The 21,961-nt window shown below is 68.3% G+C and carries 21 protein-coding genes; 11 read left to right on the forward strand and 10 right to left on the reverse strand.

Annotated elements, in window-relative coordinates:
• Window positions 1-243: 243 nt before the first annotated feature.
• The 7 genes from dusB to VFE83_RS14680 all read right to left on the reverse strand — a co-directional run bounded on the left by dusB (window position 244) and on the right by VFE83_RS14680 (window position 9,082).
• Window positions 244-1,254: a tRNA dihydrouridine synthase DusB gene (dusB, locus tag VFE83_RS14650; protein WP_324907425.1), complete on the reverse strand. Its 1,011-nt coding sequence runs from the start codon at window positions 1,252-1,254 to the stop codon at window positions 244-246.
• A gap of 35 nt (window positions 1,255-1,289) precedes the next feature.
• Window positions 1,290-2,372 carry a PepSY-associated TM helix domain-containing protein gene (locus VFE83_RS14655; RefSeq protein ID WP_324907427.1) on the reverse strand — a complete coding sequence of 361 codons (1,083 nt, stop codon included), beginning with the start codon at window positions 2,370-2,372 and terminating at the stop codon, window positions 1,290-1,292.
• An 18-nt stretch (window positions 2,373-2,390) separates the two neighbouring features.
• Entirely contained in the window at window positions 2,391-4,571 is a 2,181-nt protein-coding gene (locus VFE83_RS14660; RefSeq protein WP_324907429.1) for a TonB-dependent receptor, read from the reverse strand.
• A 193-nt stretch (window positions 4,572-4,764) separates the two neighbouring features.
• On the reverse strand, window positions 4,765-5,730 hold the full coding sequence (locus VFE83_RS14665) for a ribokinase (RefSeq protein ID WP_324907431.1): 966 nt from the start codon (window positions 5,728-5,730) through the stop codon (window positions 4,765-4,767).
• A gap of 1 nt (window position 5,731) precedes the next feature.
• Window positions 5,732-7,030, reverse strand: coding sequence for a NupC/NupG family nucleoside CNT transporter (locus VFE83_RS14670; protein WP_324907433.1), 1,299 nt, complete (start codon window positions 7,028-7,030; stop codon window positions 5,732-5,734).
• Between the two features lie 197 nt (window positions 7,031-7,227).
• Complete coding sequence (locus tag VFE83_RS14675; RefSeq protein WP_324907435.1) at window positions 7,228-8,331, reverse strand: GGDEF domain-containing protein; 1,104 nt, start codon at window positions 8,329-8,331, stop codon at window positions 7,228-7,230.
• A 172-nt stretch (window positions 8,332-8,503) separates the two neighbouring features.
• On the reverse strand, window positions 8,504-9,082 hold the full coding sequence (locus tag VFE83_RS14680) for a TMEM165/GDT1 family protein (RefSeq protein ID WP_324907437.1): 579 nt from the start codon (window positions 9,080-9,082) through the stop codon (window positions 8,504-8,506).
• Window positions 9,083-9,403: 321 nt separating this feature from the next.
• Between VFE83_RS14680 and VFE83_RS14685 the strand changes: the two genes are divergently transcribed.
• From VFE83_RS14685 to VFE83_RS14700, 4 genes are all read left to right on the forward strand, one after another.
• Complete coding sequence (locus VFE83_RS14685) at window positions 9,404-10,369, forward strand: aldo/keto reductase (RefSeq protein WP_324907439.1); 966 nt, start codon at window positions 9,404-9,406, stop codon at window positions 10,367-10,369.
• A 203-nt stretch (window positions 10,370-10,572) separates the two neighbouring features.
• On the forward strand, window positions 10,573-10,788 hold the full coding sequence (locus VFE83_RS14690; protein WP_324907441.1) for a hemin uptake protein HemP: 216 nt from the start codon (window positions 10,573-10,575) through the stop codon (window positions 10,786-10,788).
• 182 nt (window positions 10,789-10,970) lie between these two features.
• Entirely contained in the window at window positions 10,971-13,268 is a 2,298-nt protein-coding gene (locus VFE83_RS14695; RefSeq protein WP_324907443.1) for a TonB-dependent hemoglobin/transferrin/lactoferrin family receptor, read from the forward strand.
• Window positions 13,269-13,321: 53 nt separating this feature from the next.
• The gene (locus tag VFE83_RS14700; RefSeq protein ID WP_324907445.1) at window positions 13,322-14,275 is read left to right on the forward strand and encodes a DUF6607 family protein; all 954 of its coding nucleotides are present in this window, start codon (window positions 13,322-13,324) and stop codon (window positions 14,273-14,275) included.
• Between the two features lie 67 nt (window positions 14,276-14,342).
• Here VFE83_RS14700 and VFE83_RS14705 read toward each other — a convergent pair whose 3' ends face one another.
• Genes VFE83_RS14705 through VFE83_RS14715 form a run of 3 tightly spaced genes read right to left on the reverse strand, consistent with a single transcriptional unit; the run spans window position 14,343 to window position 16,906 of the window.
• Entirely contained in the window at window positions 14,343-15,461 is a 1,119-nt protein-coding gene (locus VFE83_RS14705; RefSeq protein WP_324907447.1) for a PDZ domain-containing protein, read from the reverse strand.
• A 37-nt stretch (window positions 15,462-15,498) separates the two neighbouring features.
• Window positions 15,499-16,323, reverse strand: coding sequence for a hypothetical protein (locus VFE83_RS14710; RefSeq protein ID WP_324907449.1), 825 nt, complete (start codon window positions 16,321-16,323; stop codon window positions 15,499-15,501).
• On the reverse strand, window positions 16,316-16,906 hold the full coding sequence (locus VFE83_RS14715; RefSeq protein ID WP_324907451.1) for a sigma-70 family RNA polymerase sigma factor: 591 nt from the start codon (window positions 16,904-16,906) through the stop codon (window positions 16,316-16,318). The genes VFE83_RS14710 and VFE83_RS14715 overlap by 8 nt, the downstream gene beginning before the upstream one ends.
• A 122-nt stretch (window positions 16,907-17,028) precedes the next feature.
• Between VFE83_RS14715 and VFE83_RS14720 the strand changes: the two genes are divergently transcribed.
• The 7 genes from VFE83_RS14720 to VFE83_RS14750 all read left to right on the forward strand — a co-directional run bounded on the left by VFE83_RS14720 (window position 17,029) and on the right by VFE83_RS14750 (window position 21,863).
• Window positions 17,029-17,988: an SPFH domain-containing protein gene (locus VFE83_RS14720; protein ID WP_324907453.1), complete on the forward strand. Its 960-nt coding sequence runs from the start codon at window positions 17,029-17,031 to the stop codon at window positions 17,986-17,988.
• 1 nt (window position 17,989) lies between these two features.
• Window positions 17,990-18,430 (forward strand): NfeD family protein, encoded by a 441-nt coding sequence (locus tag VFE83_RS14725; RefSeq protein WP_324907454.1) that lies wholly within the window; start codon window positions 17,990-17,992, stop codon window positions 18,428-18,430.
• A 19-nt stretch (window positions 18,431-18,449) separates the two neighbouring features.
• Window positions 18,450-18,953, forward strand: a complete 504-nt coding sequence (locus tag VFE83_RS14730; RefSeq protein WP_324907456.1) for a hypothetical protein — start codon at window positions 18,450-18,452, stop codon at window positions 18,951-18,953.
• A 100-nt stretch (window positions 18,954-19,053) separates the two neighbouring features.
• Window positions 19,054-20,175 (forward strand): glycine cleavage system aminomethyltransferase GcvT, encoded by a 1,122-nt coding sequence (gene gcvT / locus VFE83_RS14735; RefSeq protein ID WP_324907458.1) that lies wholly within the window; start codon window positions 19,054-19,056, stop codon window positions 20,173-20,175.
• Window positions 20,172-20,819 carry a 2-hydroxychromene-2-carboxylate isomerase gene (locus tag VFE83_RS14740; RefSeq protein WP_324907460.1) on the forward strand — a complete coding sequence of 216 codons (648 nt, stop codon included), beginning with the start codon at window positions 20,172-20,174 and terminating at the stop codon, window positions 20,817-20,819. Before gcvT ends, VFE83_RS14740 begins: the two co-directional genes overlap by 4 nt.
• 85 nt (window positions 20,820-20,904) lie before the next feature.
• Complete coding sequence (gene gcvH, locus VFE83_RS14745; protein ID WP_324907462.1) at window positions 20,905-21,300, forward strand: glycine cleavage system protein GcvH; 396 nt, start codon at window positions 20,905-20,907, stop codon at window positions 21,298-21,300.
• 317 nt (window positions 21,301-21,617) lie between these two features.
• On the forward strand, window positions 21,618-21,863 hold the full coding sequence (locus tag VFE83_RS14750) for a hypothetical protein (protein ID WP_324907464.1): 246 nt from the start codon (window positions 21,618-21,620) through the stop codon (window positions 21,861-21,863).
• Window positions 21,864-21,961: the final 98 nt, after the last annotated feature.

Consider the following 21,961-nt stretch of genomic DNA (forward strand, 5'->3'; position numbering starts at 1 on the left):
TGTCAGGCGGTGTGTTGGCGCGTGCAACGATGCGTGGCCGGCAGCGTCCCTTGCCACGCTTTCGTGCGGCCGACAGCCGTCATTCCCGCGAAGGCGGGAATCCTTCTGTCCGCTTCGTTCCGTCCTCCGAACGGCGTGAGACGCCAAATGCATGGATGGTGCCGCCAATCGGCGGCCCAAAAGACCCCGCCTTCGCGGGAATGACGGCACAAAGCGCTCGTGTCTTCTTGTTTCTAAGCCCGGTCAGGCCGCCACACCCAGCGGCTGCACGCCTGCGATCAGCGCATCGAAGTAGTCGCGCGTCAAACGCAACTGGGCCTCCGCGGTTTCGGCGCGATTGACCACGGCGCGGAAGGCCGCGTTCTCGGGACGATCCTTGGCGTACCAGCCCAGGTGCTTGCGCGCGATGCGCACGCCGGACGGCTCGCCGTAGAACGCGTGCAGGTGTTCGAGGTGCTCCAGTAGCACGTCGCGTACTTCGGCCAGCGTGGGCTCGGGCAGGGTCTCGCCGTGCGCCGGGTAATGTGCGACTTCGCGGAAGATCCATGGGCGCCCCTGCGCCGCACGGCCGATCAGCACCGCATCGCATCCGGTATACGCCAGCACCTGCGCGGCCTTCCGCGGCGAATCGATGTCGCCGTTGGCGAACACCGGGATCGACAGCGCCGCCTTCACCTCGGCGATCGTGTCGTACTCGGCCACGCCGGTGTACTGTTGGTCGCGCGTGCGCCCGTGTACGGCCAGCGCGGCGACACCGGCATCCTGCGCGATGCGGGCGATCGCCAGTGCGTTGCGCTGGTCGGCGGCCCAGCCGGTGCGAATCTTCAGCGTAACCGGCACGTCCACGGCGTTCACGACGGCGTCGAGGATGCGCGCCACCAGGTCGGGCTCCCGCATCAGCGCCGAACCCGCCCACGCGTTGCACACCTTCTTGGCCGGGCAGCCCATGTTGATGTCGATGATCTGCGCGCCGTGGTCGACGTTGTGCCGCGCGGCATCGGCCATCACCTCCGGCACCGTGCCGGCGATCTGCACACTGACCGGCGCGGGCTCGCCTTCGTGGTCCATGCGGTGCAGCGACTTGGACGTCTTCCAGAACCGCGGGTCGGAGGTGGTCATCTCCGACACGCACAGCCCGGCGCCGAGGCGCTTGCACAGGATGCGGAACGGCTTGTCCGTCACGCCCGCCATCGGCGCGAGGATCACGCGCGGCGCGATCTCGTGGGATCCGATATGGAAGGAGGCCGTCGACATGCGGCCATTGTACCGGGCCCGGTACGCCGGCCTGTTCAGCGATGGCCGCGCCGGCGCCGCCAGAACAGGAAGCCGGTGACGAGCAGGAAGGCCGGCAGCAGGCCGATGATCGCGGTGATCCACTTCATGATGCTGCCGCCCACTGCACCGATGTGCAGCGGATAGAAGGCCTGGCTCATCCGCATGCCGAGCTTGTGCCCGGTGGCATCGACCGTCTGCAGCACGCGGCCCTGGCGATCCAGCGAGATGGTGCTGCGCCCGACCGGATGCCATTCGCCATTCGCCTGGGCGCGGAAGGAGAGCACGCCCTCGTCCGGATCGGGCACCGATACGCGCGCCACGCGCCCGTCGGGCAGTGCGGTGCGGGCCTGCGCGATGGCGTGGGTCCAGTCGATCGGCGTGGCGTCCGCGGGGCGTTCGGGCGGCTTGACGTTCTCGCCACCGAAGGCCGCGACCAGCACCTTCTGGAATCCCTTCGAATACACCATGCCCACGCCGGTCACCGTGCCCAGCAGCAGCAACGGCAGCAGGATCACGCCGCTGCTGCGATGCCAGGTGAGCCAGCGCCGCACGGGCGGGCCGGCGTGCATCTTCAGCTGCGCGAGATAGCGGCCTCGCTTCGGCCACCACAGGTACAGGCCGATCAGGATCATCGCCAGGCTGATCCAGCCGATCACGCCCCACACTTCGCGCCCGGTCTTGCCGCCCAGCAGGTCCACGTGCCACTCGTGCAGCCACAGCAGCACGTCGTCGTGATGGCTGCGGTAGAGCAGCAGCGCGCCGTCCTCCGGCGCGAAGTACTGGCGATGGCCGTCCTCGAAGTAGGCCTGCCACACCGGCAGTTCCTCGCGCGGCAGGTCGAGCGACCGCATGCCTTCCGGTGCCCAGCGTTCGATCAGTTGCGCCAGCACGCGGCCATCGGCCACCGGCTCATGCTGGGCGAGCTGCGGATGCTGCAGCTTGAGCAGATCGACATGGAACACCAGCACCGCACCCGCCAGCGACGCGAGCGCGAAGACCAGGCCGGCCGTCAGGCCCGTCCACAGGTGCAGCCACGACAGCACCGCCCGCACGCGCCGCCTGGGCGGTGCCTGCGTGGCGGTGCGTGCGGTGGCCATGTCCATGCCGACGGTGTATCAGAAGCGGTGCGACCAGCCCACCGTCAGCACGCGGCCACGGCCGGCGGTGTAGGTGTCCAGGCGCTGGCTGGCGAGGTTCCGCTGGTAGGTCGTCTGCGAGTAGTAAGTGATGTACTGCTCGCCGAACAGGTTCTCGACGCCCACGTTCAGCGCGCCCACCGGCAGCTGGAAGCGCGCCTGCAGGTCGACCGTGGTGTAGCCGTCGAAATCGTCCGGCAGCGTCTGGCCGCGGAAGTCGAACTCGCGGTCGAACGCGCGGCTGGCCTGCAGGCGGGTGGAGATGCCGGGCGTCCAGGTCTGTTCCCAGAACGCAGTCAGGCGATCGGGGCTGACGTTGATGCCGGGCAGGTCGCTGTCTACGCGATCGTCGCCATTGCTGTCGTAGCGTCCGTCGGTCTGCGCATAGGCCAGGCCCGCGCGCGTGTTGTCCGTGAACTGGTAGGCGACGTTGCCTTCGAAGCCCTTGATCTCGGTGCGCTCGCGCACGACGTTGTAGGTCTGCGTGGCGTTGTCGAAGGCCAGGCGCGAACCCAGGTCCGAATCGGACCAGTACGCCGCCAGGTGCACGAGCCAGCGGCCGTCGTCGTAGTCCAGGCCGATTTCCTGGTTGTCGGCGATCACCGGCTGCAGGTCGACCAGGTTGTCCACGCGCTGGTTCGGCTGCGTGATGGCGCGCAGCACGCGGCCGATGTCGGCCACGTTGTAGCCTTCCGAATACGAGGCATACAGCTTCAGCGTGTCCGTTGCTTCCCACACGATGCCGAAGTTCGGCAGCGTTTCGCTGGTCTTCGGCGAGCCACCGGCCACGAAGTAGCGCGTGCCATGGATGCCCGGCGTGGTGCGCTGGTCGGGGATGGTGAGGTAGTCGTCCACCTCGAGCTTGCCGCGCTCGTAGCGCAGGCCGCCGGTCAGCATCACCGAGTCGGCGACCCACCATTCCATCTGCACGAACGGCGACCACGATTCGTAGGTGGTTTCCGGCACCCAGTCGATGCCGGCGCGCACCAGTTCCTGCGCGGTCGTGTCGCGCGCCAGGTCCAGGCCCATCGTCGCGCGCAGGCGCAGCCCGAACAGGTCGCCGCGCGACCAGCTGAACTTGCCGCCCAGCTTCTCGGACACGTTCTGCGACTGGTCGTACCAGCTCAGGTCGCGACCGTCGCCCCAGAAATCGCCCCAGTCGCTGCCGCCGTACAGACCCTTGAAGTCGACCCAGTACAGCTGCGACTGGAAGTAACCGCCGGCGAGCGACTTGTCGGTGTAATCCAGAGTGAGCGAGGTGGAGCGGTTGCGCGGGCCTTCGCCCTCGCTGCCGCCTTCGGCCGACGTCGACGGCACGCACGGCACGCGCGGGCCGGTCGGGCAGATCACGGCGTTGACGGAGTGGTAGTTGTTGTCGCCCTGCAGCTCGTAGCGATTCGCGCTGAGCTGCAGGCGGCGGTCGTCATCGAAGTTCCAGCCGGCCTTGGCGAAGAGGTTGTAGCTCTCCGAATCCATCAGGTCGCCCTGCACGTCGTTGACCGCGATGGAGCGGCCGTCGCCGTCGTAATACAGCCCCTCGCTCGCATACGAGGCGCCGCCGACGAAGTCGAACGCCCCCTGGCGCGTGCCGAACACGTACGAGGCGCGGTAACCGGTGCTGTCGCTCTCGTGTGGAACCGCGGTGCTGGCAGCCACCGAGACGTCCTGGAACGTCTGCCCGTCCTGGCGCGGCGCGCGCTTGGTGATGATGTTGATGATGCCGCCCGATGCGCCCAGGCCCTGCAGCGCGTTGGCGCCGTGGATCACTTCGATGCGTTCGATCATCGCCGGATCGATCGTGTGGCCATCGCGTCCGCCGTCGCGCAGCGGCGTGGACTGCGGCACGCCATCGACCAGATACAGCGGCTTGCGGCCGCGCAGCGTCTCGCCGGCGTTGGTGAGCTTCTGGCGCGACGGAGTGAACGACGGGATCAGGTTGGCCAGGATCTGCGAGATGTCCTGGGTGACCGCGAGCTGCTGCTGCAACTGCTTCTGGTCGATCACCGTGATGGTGTTGGGCAGTGCGGCTTCCGAGTCTGGAATGCGGCTGGTGCTGGCTGAGACGGTCACGCGGTCGATGTCGACGGCGTCCTCGGCGTAGGCGGCAGGTGCGGCGAAAGCGGCCAGCAGAGCGCTGGCAAGGGCATGGCGGCGGAACATTGCGGGATCCGGAGACGGCGACAGCCCGCCATGTTAATGCGAAGCATTCTCGTTTGATAGTGCGCGCGCTCGGTACTGCAGCCGGGGGCATGAGAAGACGATGCTTCTTGGCGTGCCTTGATGACGCGAGAACTCGACAGGTAGCGACGCCCTAAAGTCCCTCTCCCGGTGGGAGAGGGGCTAAAGGAGCTCGTCAGCCAAACCGTGCGCGCACTTCGGCGTCGTGCGGCATCGCCGCAGCCGCGCCAGCGCGCTCTGTGGAGAGCGCGGCGTAGCGGTTGGCGTAATGCAGGTGGTCGGCGAACGCCTGGACGGGACGGCGCGTCCACGATGCGGCCAGCGCACCGTTGAACGCATCGCCGGCGCCGGTCGTGTCCACCGGCCGCACCCGCGCGGCCGGCACGCGGTAATGCTCACGCGCATCGCCGCGCAATACTGTTTCGGCATGCGAGACGAAGCAGCCGGCCGCGCCCAGCGTGACCACCACGGTCCCGTGCGGCAGCAGGCGCCGGCACAGGGCATGTAGCGCGGCGTCGTCCATCGAGCCGACCGAACGCGCGTCGACGCGTTCGCCGGCGTGCTGTTCCAGTTGCGCGCAGAACTCGGTCTCGTTGGGCGTGATCACGTCCGCCAGGGCCAGCAGCGATGCCGGAATGGCCGCATCTGCCGGGGCCGGGTTGAGGACGGTGTACACGCTGGCCGCACGCGCGGCGGCGAAGGCCGCCTCGATCGCCGGCAATGGCGATTCCAGTTGCGCCAGCAGCACGTTGGCGCTGGCGATCAGGTCCGCCTGCGTGGCCACGAATTCCGCCGACAGATCGGCGTTGGCGCCCGGCCCGATCACGATGGAGTTGCGCCCGGATTCGTCCACATAGATACCCGCGGTGCCGGTCGGCGCCTCGCTGGGCAGATCGTGCAGGTCGATGTCGTCGGCGACCGCCAGCGCACGGGCCAGTTGCCCGCCCAGGTCGTCGCCCAGCGCGCAGACGAACGACGCCGCCGCGCCCGCACGCGCCACGGCAGTGGCCTGGTTGAAGCCCTTGCCTCCGGGGCCGGTGTGATAGTGGCCGCTCAGCGTCTCGCCAGGACGGGGTAGATCCGCCACCGTCCACACGTGGTCGACGTTGAACGAGCCGACGACGACGACGCGCGCGCTCATCTCAGCTGCCGAACCAGGTCAGCACGCCCGCGATGGTCGCGGTCATGAACGTCGCGATGGAGCCGCCCAGCACCGCGCGCAGGCCGAAGCGCGCCAGATCCTGGCGGCGCTCCGGCGCGAGGCCGCCGATGCCGCCGATCTGGATCGCGATCGAGCTGAAGTTGGCGAAGCCGCACAACGCGTAAGTGGCGATCAGGCGGCCCTGATCGCTCAGCGTCACGCCGGCGACCTTGCCGTTGACGATGTCGGCCAGCTGCAGGTACGCGACGAACTCGTTGATGACGATCTTCTGGCCGATCAGGCTGCCGACGGTCGGTGCGTCCTGCCACGGCGTGCCGATCACCCACGCCAGCGGCGCGAGCACGTAACCGAAGATCGTCGCCAGGTCGAACGGCTTGCCGATCGCGGCGGCGATGCCGGTGACCTCGCCGAACCACGTCAGCGGCCAGTTCACCAGCGCGATCAGCGCGATGAAGGCCAGCAGCATCGCGCCGATGTTCAGCGCCAGGCGCAGGCCGTCGCCGGCACCGGCAGCGGCGGCGTCGATGATGTTGGCCGTGGTCTTCTCCACTTCCATCTTCACCGTGCCGCGCGTGAGCGGCTCGCCGGTTTCGGGGATGAGGATCTTGGCGATCACCAGCGTCGCCGGCGCGGCCATGATCGACGCCGCCAGCAGATGCTTGGCGTAGAACGCCTGCTGTTCCGGGTCGCCGCCGCCCAGCATGCCCACGTACGCGGCGAGCACGCCGCCGGCGATGTGCGCCATGCCGCCGATCATCATGGTGATCAGCTCGGACTCGGTCATCTTGGGAATGTATGGGCGCACCGTCAGCGGCGCCTCGGTCTGGCCGATGAAGACACTGGCGCAGACGCTGGTGGTCTCCGCGCCGGAGACGCGCATCACCTTGGTGATCACCCACGCCATGGCGCGCACCACGGCCTGCATCACGCCCAGGTGGTACAGCACGCCCATCAGCGCGGCGAAGAAGATGATGGTCGGCAGCACCTGGAAGGCGAAGATGAAGCCGTAGGTGTTCACGTCCATCAGGTTGCCGAAGATGAACTTCGAGCCTTCGCCGACGAAGCTGAGCACCTTCACGAAACCGTGGCCGATCGCGTCGAACGCATCCTTGCCGCCCGGCACCAGCAGCACCAGCGCGGCGAAGGCGACCTGCAGGCCCACGCCGGTGCCGACGAGCTTCCAGTCGACGCGACGCTTGTTGTTCGAGAACAGCCAGGCGATGCCGATCAGCACCGCAAGACCAAACAGGCCGAAGGCCACCCGCGCAATTGCTTCCACTCAGTTCTCCCCATGCAACCGGCGGCCGGCAGCGAAGACGTTGTTGTTCAGATTGATGGCCGCCCTGGCGCCACGCGAGGGGGCGGGCCACGGCTGCGGCGGAGCCTAGTTTACGTGGCGCGCGGCGGACAAGGCGGCGAGGCCGGATTTCGGGGCCCAACGACGTGGGCTTCGGCCGGAACCGCGCGGACGGGTCGTCAACCGTCGCGCGCGATCACCCGGTTGCGGCCCTGCAGCTTGGCCTGCTGCAGGCGGCCGTCGGCCCGGCGCAGCAGGCGCGAGAGGTCGGTGCCCTCATGCGGGAAGCCGGCCAGGCCGGCGCTGAAGCTCAGCGCCACGCTGTCGGCGCCACGCTCGGGCTCGAACGGGCGCTCGCCCAGGCCGCGCCGGATCGCATCCACACGCTCCCACGCGGTGCCGATGGGCTTGCGCATCAGCAGCACGAATTCGGCGCCGCCGATGCGGACCAGCCATTCGCCCGGCTCAGACAGCTCGCGCAGCGACGACACGACATGGCGCAGCGCACGGTCGCCGGCATGGTGGCCGTGGGTGTCGTTGATGCGCTTGAAGTGGTCCAGGTCGATCAGCGCCAGCGTCAGGCTGTCGCCGTCGTGGCGCACGCTGTCGAACAGGCGCGGCACGCGGTACATCAGCCAGGTTCGGTTCGGCAGCCGGGTGAGGCCGTCGGTGCCCGACATCTCAACCAGCCGTTGCATGCGGTAGACGACCATCGCGGTGATCAGCGTGAACACCATCAACAGCAGCACGCGCTGCGCCTGCCCGCCCAGGGTGATCGCGCCGTAGTCGCTGGAAATCAGCTGCTCCGGCGAATCGGCCGTGGCCATCACCACGAGCACCAGCAGGCTGTACTGCGCAATCGCCAACGCACCGGCGAACAGCGCGATGCGCCCGTCGCTGCGCGGCGCGGTCAGCACGATGGCGACCACGTAACCGCACCAGGCGGCGAGGTTGTTGAGGCCGGCTGGCAGGTGGTTCGCGCCCAGGACCATCAGCAGCACCGTCGTGGCGGTGACGTCGAACGCCGACGATGCGAAAGGCAGCCAGCGGAACAGCCGCCGGCGCCGCGCCAGCGCCAGCCACAGGTGGGCGAAGATGTTGACGATGAGCGCACCGCCCAGGCCGATCAGCGTGTCCTTGACGCTCCCGCCGCCCAGCACGTTGGCCAGCGGCAGCACCAGCAGCAGCGCGGCGATCACCACGCGCAGGCGCGCGACCATCAGTTCGCCGCCCGCGCCGATCTCCAGCATGATCTCGTCCGGCCGCGCCAGCAGAGCGGCCATGACGTCGCGCACCCTTCCGCCAGTGCCGAGCATCCGATTCCCCCAGGCGACCCTTTGAACGGCCGCGCCGAGCATAACGCGGCCGCGGCACCGTAGGAGCCAGCTTGCTGGCGACCCGATTCACCCGGCGTGTGCCCAGGTCGCCAGCAAGCTGGCTCCTACGGGAAGCGCGTCAGCCGACGCCGACGATCGCTGCCCAGGCGGCCAGCGCCAGGAACACCACCGCAGCCGTATAACGCGCGGCCTTCAGCGGGAGTCGGTCGGCGAGCTTGCTGCCCAGCAGAACCACCGGAACGTTGGCCAGCAGCATGCCGACGGTGGTGCCGACCACGACTTCCCACAGCGGCTGGTACTTGGCGGCCAGCAGCACCGTGGCGACCTGGGTCTTGTCGCCGATCTCGGCCAGGAAGAAGGCGAACGTGGTCGCGACGAACGCGCCGCGCGCCGGCAGCGCTTCGTCGCCTTCGTCCAGCTTGTCCGGCTTGAGTGTCCATAGCGCGACCGCGAGGAAGCTGCCGGCGACGACCCAGCGCAGCACTTCCGGACTCAGCCACTGTGCGACCAGCGTTCCGAACCAGCCAGCCAGCGCGTGGTTGAGCAGGGTGGCGACGAGGATGCCGGCGATGATCGGCAGCGGCTTGCGGAAACGCGCGGCCAGCAGCAGGGCGAGCAGCTGGGTCTTGTCGCCGATTTCGGCCAGCGCAACGGTGCCGGTGGAAACCGCGGCCGTCATCAAAGGGAAGTGTTCCATCGTGGCTCCAGGGTCGGGCTTCCGCGTGGACGCGAAAGGCAAACGCCACGCGGCCCGACCCGGCTCATGCCAGTTGCTCGCGCGACGCCTGCCTTCGGTCTTGCCCGTGGTCGCTGGCCGGTGATGCCGGCTGGCTGCCGCTCCTGCGCCATGGCCTGCGGGCCAAGTGTGTTGACGCAGATCCCCGCCTGGTGGACGTGCCGACTGGCGGAAGGGCTACTCCCCGGAGGAGGAAGTGCGCGCATTGTACAGGCCGGGCCCTCACCGCGGCAGGGCTAAACTGAACTGGATTGCCGTTTTTCCGCCTTCTGGAGCGCTCTCATGCAATACCGTCGCCTCGGTTCGTCCGGCCTGCAGCTTTCGGCCCTGTCCTTCGGGGCCTGGCTCACCTTCGGTGCGCAGATCGGACGCTCGACCGCCCGCGAGCTGATCGCCGCGGCCTGGGACAATGGCATCAACTTCTTCGACAACGCCGAGGGCTACGCCAACGGCGAGGCGGAGAAGGTCATGGGGGACGTGATCGCCGATCTGCGCCTGCCGCGCGACGGCTTCTGCGTCTCGAGCAAGGTGTTCTTCGGCTCGGCGGCGGAACCCGGCCCCACCCAGCGCGGGCTTTCGCGCAAGCACGTAACCGATGCCTGCCACGCCGCGCTCAAGCGCCTGCGTGTGGACTGTCTGGACCTGTACTACTGCCACCGGCCCGATCCCGACACGCCGATCGAGGAAACCGTCGGCGCGATGGACGTGCTGATCCGGCAGGGCAAGGTGCTGTACTGGGGCACGTCCGAATGGACCGCGGCGCAGATCCGCGAGGCGCACAAGATCGCCCGCGCACGCAACTGGTACGCGCCGACCATGGAGCAGCCGCAGTACAACCTGCTGCATCGCGAGCGCATGGAACTGGAATACGCGCCGCTGTACGCCGAGTACGGCCTGGGCACCACGATCTGGTCGCCGCTGGCTTCGGGCCTGCTCACCGGCAAATACAACGCAGGCGTGCCCAGCGAGGCGCGACTGGGTCGCGAGGGCCTGGGTTGGCTGCAGCGATCCGTGCTGGGCGAAGGCGAAAGGATCGAGCGGGCGCGGCGCTTCGTGGCTACTGCGGAGGAGTTGGGAGTGGCGCCGGCGCCGCTGGCGATCGCGTGGTGCCTGCGCAACCCGCACGTGTCCAGCGTGATCCTGGGGGCCAGCCGGCCGGAGCAACTGGTGCAGAACCTGGAGGCGCTTGAATTGGCAGAACGCCTCGAGGAGGGCCAGTGGCAGCGCGTGGAGGCGGCGGTGGGATGATGGGGCGCCGGGGCGGGTCGCGGGGGCAAGCCCGCTCCTACGCGATAGCTGTATTGGCTTAACGGGTGGTGTTCGTAGGAGCGGGCTTGCCCGCGACCTTGTGCTTCGCCCGGTGACTTTCGGCGGACTTTCCGGCTGCGCCCTGTTGACGCTTAAATGAGAATCATTATCATCAGTAGCTCGTCACCGAACGAGCCACGACCATGTCCCTGCGCCCCACGCTGCTGCAGCTCAAGCCCCGCTCAGAACGCCTGACTTCGCCCGTCGCCGCGGTCGCGTCGCCCGGCCTGCCGTTTGGCGGCGGACTGGTCGACAGCGACGAGCTGCTGCGCGGCAGCCGCGAAGTGCTGATCCGCCACGGCGGCGAGGTCTATCGCCTGCGCCACACGCGTAACGACAAGCTGATCCTCACCAAGTGAGCTGACCCGAGACCTCCCTGCCGCGCCGGCTCACCGGCTGCGGCGCTGTTTCTCCGTTCGCGCGTCCGCCTTGGGGAAGGCGGCGTGCGACGGCCGCACGGCCGCTTTCCAATCTCTCTCCCAAGGCCGCAAGCCCGCCGCACGACGGCTGCCAGCCCGCCTCGGTCTTTCCGAGTACGCGCATGCAACCCGTCCGTAATCCGCTTGTCCTTGCCTGTCTGCTGGCCCTTCCTTCGTTCGCCATGGCGACCGACGTTCCCGATGGCTCCAACGCCGCACCGGGTCTCGCCGCCGCTGCGGCCGCGGCGGGCGCTCCAAACGAGTTCGACCGGATCGTCGTCACCGTCACGCGCACCGAGCGCGCGCTGGACGACGTGCCCAGCGTGGTCACCGCCATCGATCGCGAGCGCATGGACCGCGAACTGGTCCGCAACCTGCGCGATCTGTTCCGTTACGAGCCCGGCATCACCGTGTCGGGCGCGAGCGGGCGCTTCGGCGGCTTCGGCGACATCCGCATCCGCGGCCTGGGCGGCAATCGCGTACGCATCGAAACCGACGGGGTCGCGGTACCCGACGCGTTCGCCATCGGCTCGTTCTCCAGCGCCAACCGCAACTTCGTCGATCTGGACACGCTGAAGGCCGTGGAAGTGGTGCGCGGTCCAGGCAGCGCGTTATATGGCTCCGACGCGCTGGGTGGCGTGGTTTCGTTCGTGACCAGGGATCCGGCGGATTATCTGGTGGAGGGCAAGGACGCCTACTTCGGTTTCAAGCTCGGTTACCTCGGCGAGGACAACGGTCTGTTCGGCAGTGCCACCGCCGCGTTCGGCGGCGAGCGCTGGTCGGGTCTGGTGAACATCGGCCACCACCAGGGCCAGGAGCGCGAGAACATGGGCGAGAACCGCGGCGTCGGTTCGACGCGCACCGCGCCCAACCCGCTGGAGAGCGACGGCCGCAGCCTGTTGACCAAGCTGGTGTTCGCGCCCAGCGCCAACCAGCGCTTCAAGCTGACCGTGGAGGGCAACGGGGACAGTGCGGACATCGACGTGCTGACCGCGCAAGGCGACAGCTCCACGGTGGCGAACACGCCGCCGTCGGTGCGCGTGTACTCGCAGACCGGAGATGACCACCAGACCCGGGCGCGCGTGGCGTTCTCGCACGAGGTGGATGTGCTGGACTCGGGGATCGCCGATTCGCTGCAATGGCAGATCTACCGCCAGGACAGCGAGACCACCCAGCGCACGCTCGAACACCGCGCGACGTTGCGCAACGGCGTGGCCATCAACCCGGTACTGCGCGATCGCGAATTCAACTTCGACCAGCGCCTGGTCGGCCTGGACGCCGTGCTGCACAAGTCGCTGGTTGCCGGTTCGGTGGAGCATGACCTGACCTACGGCGTCGAGTTCACCCGCACCGAGTTCAAGCAGAAGCGCGATGGCCGCGCGACCAACCTGCTTACCGGCACGGTAACCAGCGTGATCTCGCCGGACGTGTTTCCGGTGCGGGATTTCCCGGTCAGCGAGACCACGCAGGCTGCGGCCTACCTGCAGGACGAGATTTCCTTCGCCGATGGCGAATTCCGCCTGATCCCCGCCGTGCGCGTGGACTATTACAAGTTGGAGCCGAAGATCGATTCCATCTTTGCCGAGGACAATCCGGGCATCACGGTAGCCAAGCTCAGCGAGACCAGCGTGTCGCCGAAGCTGGGCGCGGTGTGGCACTTCAGCCAGGACTGGTCGCTGTTCGGCGGTTACCAGCACGGCTTCCGCGCGCCGCCGTACAGCGACGTCAACCTCGGCTTCACCAACCTGCAGTTCGGCTACACCGCGATCCCGAATCCGGATCTCAAGCCCGAGACCAGCGATGGCGTGGAGCTGGGCCTGCGTTTCTCCAGCGAAGCGGTGTATGCCGAAGTGTCGGGCTACTACAACCGCTATGACGATTTCATCGAGTCGTCGGTGCAGATCAGCCAGCCGCCGCAGACGCCACTGATCGTGTTCCAGTCGCAGAACATCGAGGACGCCGAGATCTACGGCGTGGAAGCGCGCGGCGGCGTCGACCTGGGCTATCTGCGCGACGGCCTGGCCGGCTGGTCGCTGAAGGGTGCGGTCGCATGGTCGAAGGGGGAGGACCGCTCGACCGGCCAGGCGCTGCCTTCGATCGATCCGCTGCGCGCGACGCTAGGCGTCGCCTACGACCGCGACACATGGGGCGTGGAACTGGCGGGTCGTTTCGCGGCGCGCAAGGACGAGCTGCCTGCAGCCAACCAGTTCGAGATTCCCGGCTACGGCGTGTTCGATCTGCTCGCGCACTGGAACTTCGCGCCGGCCGCGGTGTTCGACATCGGCGTGTTCAACCTGGGCGACCGCAAGTACTGGGATGCCGGCGACGTGCCCGCCGGCACGCTCGCCACCAGCGTGGTGCTCGACCGCTACACCAGCCCGGGACGCAACGTCGGCGTGAGCCTGGCGGTGAGCTGGTGATGCCAATGCTGCAACACGCTTCTTCCCTCCCATCCGACCATCACGGGCCAGCCATGAACCTTCGCACGCTCGCAACCGCCCTTGTCCTGACCGCCACGTCCAGCGTCGCGGTCGCCGCACCTTCCACCGGTATCGCGCGTGATCGCGGGTCGATCCTGGCGATGCAGGGCGAGTACATCGTCGACTTCGCCTTCGATGAGACCGTGCTGCTGCAGCCCGGCTACGAACGCCATCCGGCGATGCGCTCGGGCGGCAACGAGGTGGTGATCGTGGTGCAGGACACGCCAGAGCGGATCGTGCTGCAGCACATCCTGGTCGACGGGAAGAGCGGCCACGTGACCAAGCACTGGCGCCAGGACTGGACGTACGAGGCGCCCACGCGCTTCGAGTTCACCGCCGACCAGACCTGGCAGGTGCGTCCGATCCCGGCGGCGCTGAACCGTGGCGCATGGACGCAATGCGTGTACGAGGTCAGCGACGCGCCGCGCTACTGCGGCACCGGCAAGTGGACGTACGACAATGGCGTGGCGACCTGGACCAGCGACGTGAGCTGGCGTCCGCTGCCGCGTCGCGAATACACCAAGCGCAGCGACTACAACGCGATCAGCGCGGTCAACCGCCACACGCTGACGCCGGGCGGATGGACGCACGAGCAGTTCAACACCAAGGTGCTTCGCAAGCCAGACGGCACACAGGTGGAGCTGGCGCGCGAGTTCGGCTTCAACGACTACCAGAAGACGACCGAGGTCGACTTCGCGCCGGCCTACAAATACTGGGCCGCGACGAAGGACTACTGGGCGCGCGTGCGCACCCGTTGGGACCGCTTCCTTGCCCAGCCGCCGGGCCTGCACCTGAAGACGAAGATCGATGGCATGGCGATGATCATCCCGTTGTTCGAGCAGGCCGGGGAACTGGAGAAGGGCAAGCCGGTGGCCGACGCGAAGATCGACGAGGTGTTTGCCAAATGGGTCGAGCCGGCCGGCAACGAACCGGTCGCCACGAAGTAACCAGGACGCGGAACATCGACGGCTCCCGGCACGCGCCGGGAGCCGTCGATGTATTCACATCACCACTTCACATCACCACGAATACCGCGAACTCCGGCGCAGGCGGCGCGGTGGGCGGTGCGGGTGGTGCCGGAGGCACAGGAGGCTTGAATGCCTGCGGCGGCTCGGGCGCTTTGGGCGCCGCGGGCACGGGTGGCGCCTTCGGAGCCTGTGGTGCGGCCGGAGGCGCCGGCGGTGCCGGCGGACGCGGGATACGCAGCATCGCCGTCTTCGGCACGGTGACCTGGGTGGTGGTGCTCTTGCGGTCGCGCAGATAGCCCACCGCCACGCGGCTCTCGGCCGGCTTGGCGCGCAGCGCCGACATCACGTCGCGCGGCGAACGCACGGTCTTCCCGTCGACGCTCTGGATCACGTCGCCCGCCTGCAGGCCGGCGAGTTCGGGTCCGGTGCTCAGCACCAGCACGCCGCGGTCGGTGCCGAAGTAGCGGCCCAGTTGCGCGTCCACGCTGGCCAGGTTGAGGCCGTTCCAGCGGAAGGTATCTGCGAGCAGCGGCATGTGGCAGTCGTCGTCGTCCTCGCTGCAGTCCATGCGGATGAGTTCGCTGCGTACCTGCGGCGCGATGATGGGCAGCGGCCGCGCGATGGGCATGCCGTCGACGTCGCGCATCATCAGCACGCGTTCGCCGAGCTGCGGCGTGGCCCGCGCGGTGGCGCTGCGGCCATCGCGCAGGTAGGCGAGGGTGACCGGCGCGCCGGTTTCCATCTCGCGCAACTGCCGGCGTGCTTCGGCCAGACGCGCCTCGGGTTCGGACTGGTCGAGCTTCTTCCCCTCGATGGCGGTGAGCACGTCGCCACTGCGCAGGCCGGCCTTGGCGGCCGCGCTGTCCGGCGTCACCGCCGCGATGCGAACGCCCGACTTCGCGTCCGGCGAAAGAACCACGCCCAACACCGGGCGCTGGACGAACCGGCGTTCGAAGTCGCGTTCGAACTGCTCGCGGTCGAAGTTCGCGTTCTGGCGCGAGAGCTCCGCGTAGCGCTTGGCGGCACGGTCGAGCTCGGCGCGCGCGACCTCCAGTTCGCGCGTCTTGTCCGCGTCGCCCTTGGCGGTCTGCGCGCTGGCAGCGCAGGCGATCAGCAGCCCTGTCGCGGTGGCCAGCAGGGTGGGTCTGGAAAACAGGGAAGTCATGGGTTCGGTCCTGCCTTAGAAAGGGGGCGGTCGGCGCTCAGTCGATGCTGACCAGCGCGCCGTCGTAGCGTTCGCCGCGTGCGGTCAGCCAGCGCTGGGTTGTTTCGATGCCGGCCAGTTCGCGCATGGCGGTCACGCGCTCCTGCCACAGCGCCAGCCGGTCGGCGTCGCCCAGCGTGGGCTGCGACAGCGAGGCATCGATACGGCCGATGCGTTCGTCGAGCTCGGCGGTGAGCGCGGCGGCGTTTGCGGAGGCGACGCGCTCGTCGCGGGCCAGGGCGACCAGTGCCTCCAGCTGGGCCGACTCGGACTGCAGCGACTGCATGGCGAGTGCGTTGCGCGCGGCGGCTTCGGTGCTGTCATCGGTCGACGATGCCGCGGGCGCGGCCTCGGCCACCAGTCGGCGCGGCTCGGACTCGTGTGGCGGCGTGGTCGGCGACGGGCGACGCTTGCGAGGGGACGTGGCCGGCGTCTTTGCGACAGTCTCGGACGTATCGGCCTGCGCTGCGGGTGCGGTCGCGATGGTCGGCGCGTCGGTGTGCTCGACCGGACGCTGCTCCACCGTCGGCGGAGACATAGTGACAGCCGGCGTGCGCGTGGCCGTGCGCGTATCCGTCGGCGCCTCCGGCGTAGCGGTGTCGCGCATCAGCACCGGCACCAGCGCGACGGCGGACAGGGTAGCCGCTACCGCCAGCCACGCGGGCCAACGTGCGGTGCGCGCGCGCGCGCGGTGCGTAGGTGCGTCTAGGGCGCGTGCGATGCGCTGCCAGCCGTCGGCCGGTGGCGCTTCCATCGGCAGGGCGGCGAATGCGCTGCTCCAGTCGGTGGCGCGGGGATCGTGGTTGCGTTCGGCGTCAGGCATGGGCCGTCTCCGGTTCCAGCAGTTCGCGCAGGCGGCGGCCGCCGCGCGAGAGTTGCGATTTCGAGAAGCTCGGCGTGCGCTGCATCAGCGCTGCGATCTCCTCGTGCGTGTAGCCCTCGGCGTGATACAGCCACAGCACGCTGCGCGTGGCCGCCGGCAGGCGGGCGAGGGCGCGCGTCAGCACCGCGGCATCGGCGGCCGCCGCCGGCAATGGCGCCGGATCGACGGCGACGTCGTCGCCTTCCAGCGCGATGTCGAACGCGTGTCGTCGCTGGCTGCGCATGCGCATCAACGCCTCGTTCACGGCGATCTGCCGCACCCAGCCCCAGAACGGGCTGCCGCCATTGCCGCCACGGAAATCGCCGAGCTTGGAATAGACCTTCAGCATGGTTTCCTGCAGCACCTCGGCGGCCTCCTCGCGATCGCCCTGCGAACCGCCGAACATCCGCAGTGCCAGGTTGAACACCGGGCGTTCGAACCAGCGGTACAGCTGCTCGAACGCCGCGCGCTCGCCGGCGCGCGCACGGGCCAGCAGCGCCTCGGGCACGTCGATGGCGAAGCTGCTGCGGGGCGCGGTCGTCACGGTTTCCGGGGCGGGCGCTGGGCTTGGGGTCGGTGGCATGTCATTCCCCTAGATGCGCCGGTCCGGGAAACCGTCGCAGCGGGCGATGCGCCTATACTCGGACTGACGGCAAGGAGGGGATCATGAGCCTGAGTGCGGTACTGAGCGTGGTGCTGTTGTTCGCCGGGGTCATCCTGGTGCTGAAGGCGGTCCGGATGGTGCCGCAGGGCTATGAATGGACGGTGGAGCGCTTCGGCCGCTACACCCACACCATGGATCCGGGCCTGCATTTCCTGATCCCGATCGTCTACGGCGTCGGCCGCAAGATCAACATGATGGAACAGGTGATGGACGTGCCTAGCCAGGACGTCATCACCAAGGACAACGCCGTGGTGAAGGTGGACGGCGTGGTGTATTTCCAGGTGCTGGACGCGGCCAAGGCCGCCTACGAGGTGGCGCAGCTGGAGATCGCCATCCTCAACCTGGTGATGACCAACATCCGCACGTCCATCGGCTCGATGGACTTGGACGAGTCGCTGTCCAAGCGCGACGAGATCAACGCGAAGGTGCTGGTGGCCGTGGATGCCGCCACCCATCCGTGGGGCCTGAAGGTCAACCGCATCGAGCTCAAGGACATCCAGCCGCCGCGCGACCTGGTCGACTCGATGGCGCGGCAGATGAAGGCCGAGCGCGAGAAGCGCGCCAACATCCTGGAAGCCGAGGGCCATCGCCAGTCGGAAATCCTGCGTGCCGAAGGCGAGAAGCAGGCGGCGATCCTGGAAGCCGAAGGCAAGCGCGAGGCCGCCTTCCGCGAGGCTGAGGCACGCGAGCGGCTGGCTGAGGCGGAGGCGAAAGCCACGCAACTGGTGTCCGACGCGATCGCCAACGGCAACGTCAACGCCATCAACTATTTCGTCGCGCAGAAGTACATCGAGGCGTTCAAGGCGCTGGCGGAGGCGCCGAACCAGAAGTTCGTGATGATGCCCATGGAGTCGGCCGGTGTGATCGGTTCGCTCGCGGGCATTGCGGAACTGGCGAAGGAAGCGCTCGACCGCCAGCCGGCCTCGCGCGCCGTGCCACCGTCGCCGAGGGCGGGAGCCTGACATGCAGTGGAACTGGGAGACCGTGACCTGGGCGATCGTCGCGCTGCTGCTGTTCGCGGCCGAAGCGATGGCGCCGGGCGCGTTCATGCTGTGGCTCGGCTTTGCCGCCGCGGCGGTGTTCGCGATCGTGCTGGTGATCCCGGGCCTGTCGGTGCTGGCGCAGGTTGCCGCGTTCGTCGTGCTCAGCTTCGTCTCGATCCAGGTCTACCGCACGTGGTTCCGCGGGCGTGAACCGCGCAGCGACCAGCCTGCGCTGAACCGTCGCGCCGAAGCACTTGTCGGGCGCGTGGTGCCGCTGGAGCAGGCCATCGTCAACGGTCACGGCCGCGTGCAGATCGCCGACGCATACTGGGACGTGACCGGGCCCGAGCTCCCGGCGGGAACGGCCGTGCGCATCGTCGCGGCGCGTGGCATGAGCCTGCTGGTGCAGCAAGCCGAATAAAAGGACAGGGACACGACGCATGCGCGCGGCCTTCGCACTGGTGTTGTTCGGCATGAGTGCGCTGGCCGCGGCGGGTGAACCGCATCTGGTGGGCAAACAGGTCCCGCCGTATCCGGACGGCTTCCGCTCCAACACCGGCAGTTGCGTCGGCTCGGGCCCCGGACCGGAGCAGGTGTGCGCGCGCAGCATCGCCACGCTGGACGATGACGAGGACCGCAGCGTGCAGTTGCTGGCGGCGCAGTTCGTCGACCGCCTCGGTGACGAACCGCGCTGGCGTATCACCGACTCGGTGCCGTATCCGGCGCTGCGGCGCGACGAACTCGTCGCCATCGGTACCTGCCAGCGCGACGGCGTGGACGACGCCGGCGTGGTCGCCATCGTCGACACGGGAGCCGACGGCGCATCCGGACTGGACATGCTTCCCGCCGTGCGCTGGGCACTCAAGCTGGATCGCTCCAGCGGGCGCTTCCTGCGTATTTCGCCCGACCGCGTGCGCTGCTACAACGAAGGTTCGAGCGAATAGCCAGGGTCCATGCGCAGGCGTAGGTGCGCACGGCAAATCATGCGGCGGACGGTTCTGGGATAATCGCGGACTCTGCCTTCCCGCACAGGTTCCCGCCGTCATGACCCAGAAGACCATCCTCAATCAAACCCACCGCGACCTCGGCGCCAAGATGGTCGACTTCGGTGGCTGGGACATGCCGATCCACTACGGCTCGCAGATCGAGGAGCACCATCAGGTCCGCCGCGACGCAGGCATGTTCGACGTCAGCCACATGACCGTGGTGGACCTGCGCGGCGCATACGTGCGCGACTTCCTGCGCCGGCTGGTGGCCAATTCCGTCGACAAGCTGAAGGTGCCCGGCAAGGCGCTGTACACCTGCATGCTCAACCCGCAGGGCGGCGTGATCGACGACCTCATCATCTATTACCGCGCCGAAGACTTCTTCCGCCTGGTAGTCAACGCCGCCACGCGCGACAAGGACCTGGCGTGGATCACCGGGCAGGCTGCTGCCTTCGACGTGACGGTCACCGAGCGCCCCGACTTCGGCATGATCGCCGTGCAGGGCCCGAACGCGCGCGAGAAGGTGCTGGGCCTGCTGCGCGAGGAAGACCGCGCCGCGGTCGGCAAGCTGGGCAAGTTCGCCGCCGCCGAGGCGAAGACGGGCGACGGCATCGACGTATTCGTCGCGCGCACCGGCTACACGGGCGAGGACGGTTTCGAGGTGATCGTGCCCGAAGCGCAGACCGTCGCCTTCTGGAATGGGCTGCTGGAAGCGGGCGTCAAGCCGGCCGGACTGGGCGCGCGCGACACGCTTCGACTGGAAGCCGGCATGAACCTGTACGGCCAGGACATGGACGACAACGTGTCGCCGTACGAGGCGGCGCTGGCGTGGACCGTCGCCCTCGACGACCAGGCCGATGGAAAGCCGCGCGACTTCATCGGCCGCGACGTGCTGGAGCGGCAGAAGGCGGCCGGTGCGCCGCGCCAGATGATCGGCCTGGTGATGGACGAAAAGGGCGTGCTGCGCCACGGGCAGAAGGTGCTTACCGACAACGGTGAGGGCGAGATCCTCTCGGGCACGTTCTCGCCGACGCTGGGCAAGGCGATCGCCTTCGCGCGCGTGCCGGCCGGTGCACCGGGCAACGTGCGCGTGGACATCCGCGGCAAGGAAGTGCCGGTGCGCGTGGTGAAGTTCCCGTTCGTGCGCGACGGCCAAGCCCAGGACGGAGTGCTGGGTTGAACACGGCCTCCTCTCCGGTGGTCGTCGACTACTACTTCAGCCTGATCTCCCCGTATTCCTGGCTGGGGCACGCGACGCTGCTGGACATCGCCCGCGAGACCGGAGCGCAGCTGCGCTACCGGCCGGTGCGCATCTTCGAACTGTTCGACGCCAACGGCGGCCTGCCGCTGGGCAAGCGCGCACCCGCGCGGCAGCGCTACCGCCTGGTCGAGCTGCAGCGCTGGCGCGAGGCGCGCGGCCTCCCGCTCAACCTGGCACCGCGGTTCTACCCGGTCGACATCGCGCTGGCCGATCGCTGTGCCATCGCACTGGTCGAAGGCGGGCACGATCCGTCCGGCTACATGGAGCGCGTCTTCCGCGCGCTGTGGGCACAGGACCGCGACGTCGCCGAACGCGGAGTCGTCGCCGAGCTGCTCGCGGCGGAGGGCTTCGGCGCGGCTGCCGTGATGGAGCAGGCGGGCAGCGACGCGATCGATGCCCTGTACGCGGACAACACGCGCAACGCGATTTCCGCCGACCTGCCGGGCTTGCCCGGTTACGTGCTCGATGGCGAGCCGTTCTGGGGACAGGATCGCCTCGACGCACTTCGCGAGGCGCTGCTGCACCCGCGGCCGCCGTACCGCCCGTCCATCGATCCGCGCTGATCCGGCGACACTTGTCGCGCACGTCTTCCACGCCGTTAAACTAGGCGCCGTTCCCGCCGCCCCCGCAAACGTTTCGAGGCCCGTCATGAGTGAAATTCCCGGCGATCTGAAGTTCATGAAGTCCCACGAGTGGGCACGCATCGATGGCGACGGCAAGGTGACCGTCGGCATCTCCGACCACGCACAGGGACTGCTCGGCGACCTGGTCTACGTCGAACTGCCCAACGTGGGCGACCGCGTCGAAGCGGGCAATGCCTGCGCCGTGGTGGAGTCGGTGAAGGCCGCATCCGACGTGTACGCCCCGGTGACCGGCAAGGTCATCTCGGTGAATTCGGCGCTGACCGACAAGCCGGAGACCATCAACGAGGACGCCTACGGCGAAGGCTGGATCTTCACCGTCGAGATCGAAGACGCGGACCAGCTCAACGAGCTGCTGGCGCCGGACGACTACGCCGAGCTGCTCGAGGAAGAAGATCACTGAGTCTTCACTCCGCGGCGACGCCGCGAACATGCAGTCCACCACCGGCCGCCTCGTGCGGCCGGTGTCGTTTCAGGCATTCGCCGTCGCGATGCCGGCGCACGGCACACGCGAATCGAGAGGCGCGAGTGGGTCGTGCGAGCGGCCATCGCACCTCGTCCGGCATCTCGATGCGGTCGTGCAGCGGATGTGCCGAGCGCGTTCGACGACGTCGGAAGGGGCGTTGGAGTTCGCGCACTTTCGCGCAAATCGACTTGTGCGACGCCCAATCGGCGCCGGCGAACGCACCTTCGGAAGAACTGTTTGCACCGGTCCGAAGCATGCCCCCGAAGCACCCGCGCGAACGCGTGCGCGGTCGGACCGAAGAAGCTGCGCAAGCGTGCGTGCTTTTCAAAACCCCTGAAAAAAAGCTATTTGCTGAAAGCGCGCGGCGTGCGGCGTTCGACATCACTGCGCAGGCGCGTCGTCGTCGGACGCGGCTGGCGAGCCGAGGCCGCCGACGCGGCGACCACATCGCTGAAAAAAAAATGAGCCAAGTTGTTGACAGTGCGAAAAAGCGTGATTAGGTTTCGCCCAGCAGACGTCTCCTGCGGAAGCGAGTGAGTACAACCAACGCGACAACTCGCGGCACAAAACGAACCTCCGACCGGGCAGTCGAAACGGT

This window comes from Lysobacter sp. (assembly GCF_035655815.1).
Lineage (GTDB): Bacteria > Pseudomonadota > Gammaproteobacteria > Xanthomonadales > Xanthomonadaceae > Lysobacter_J.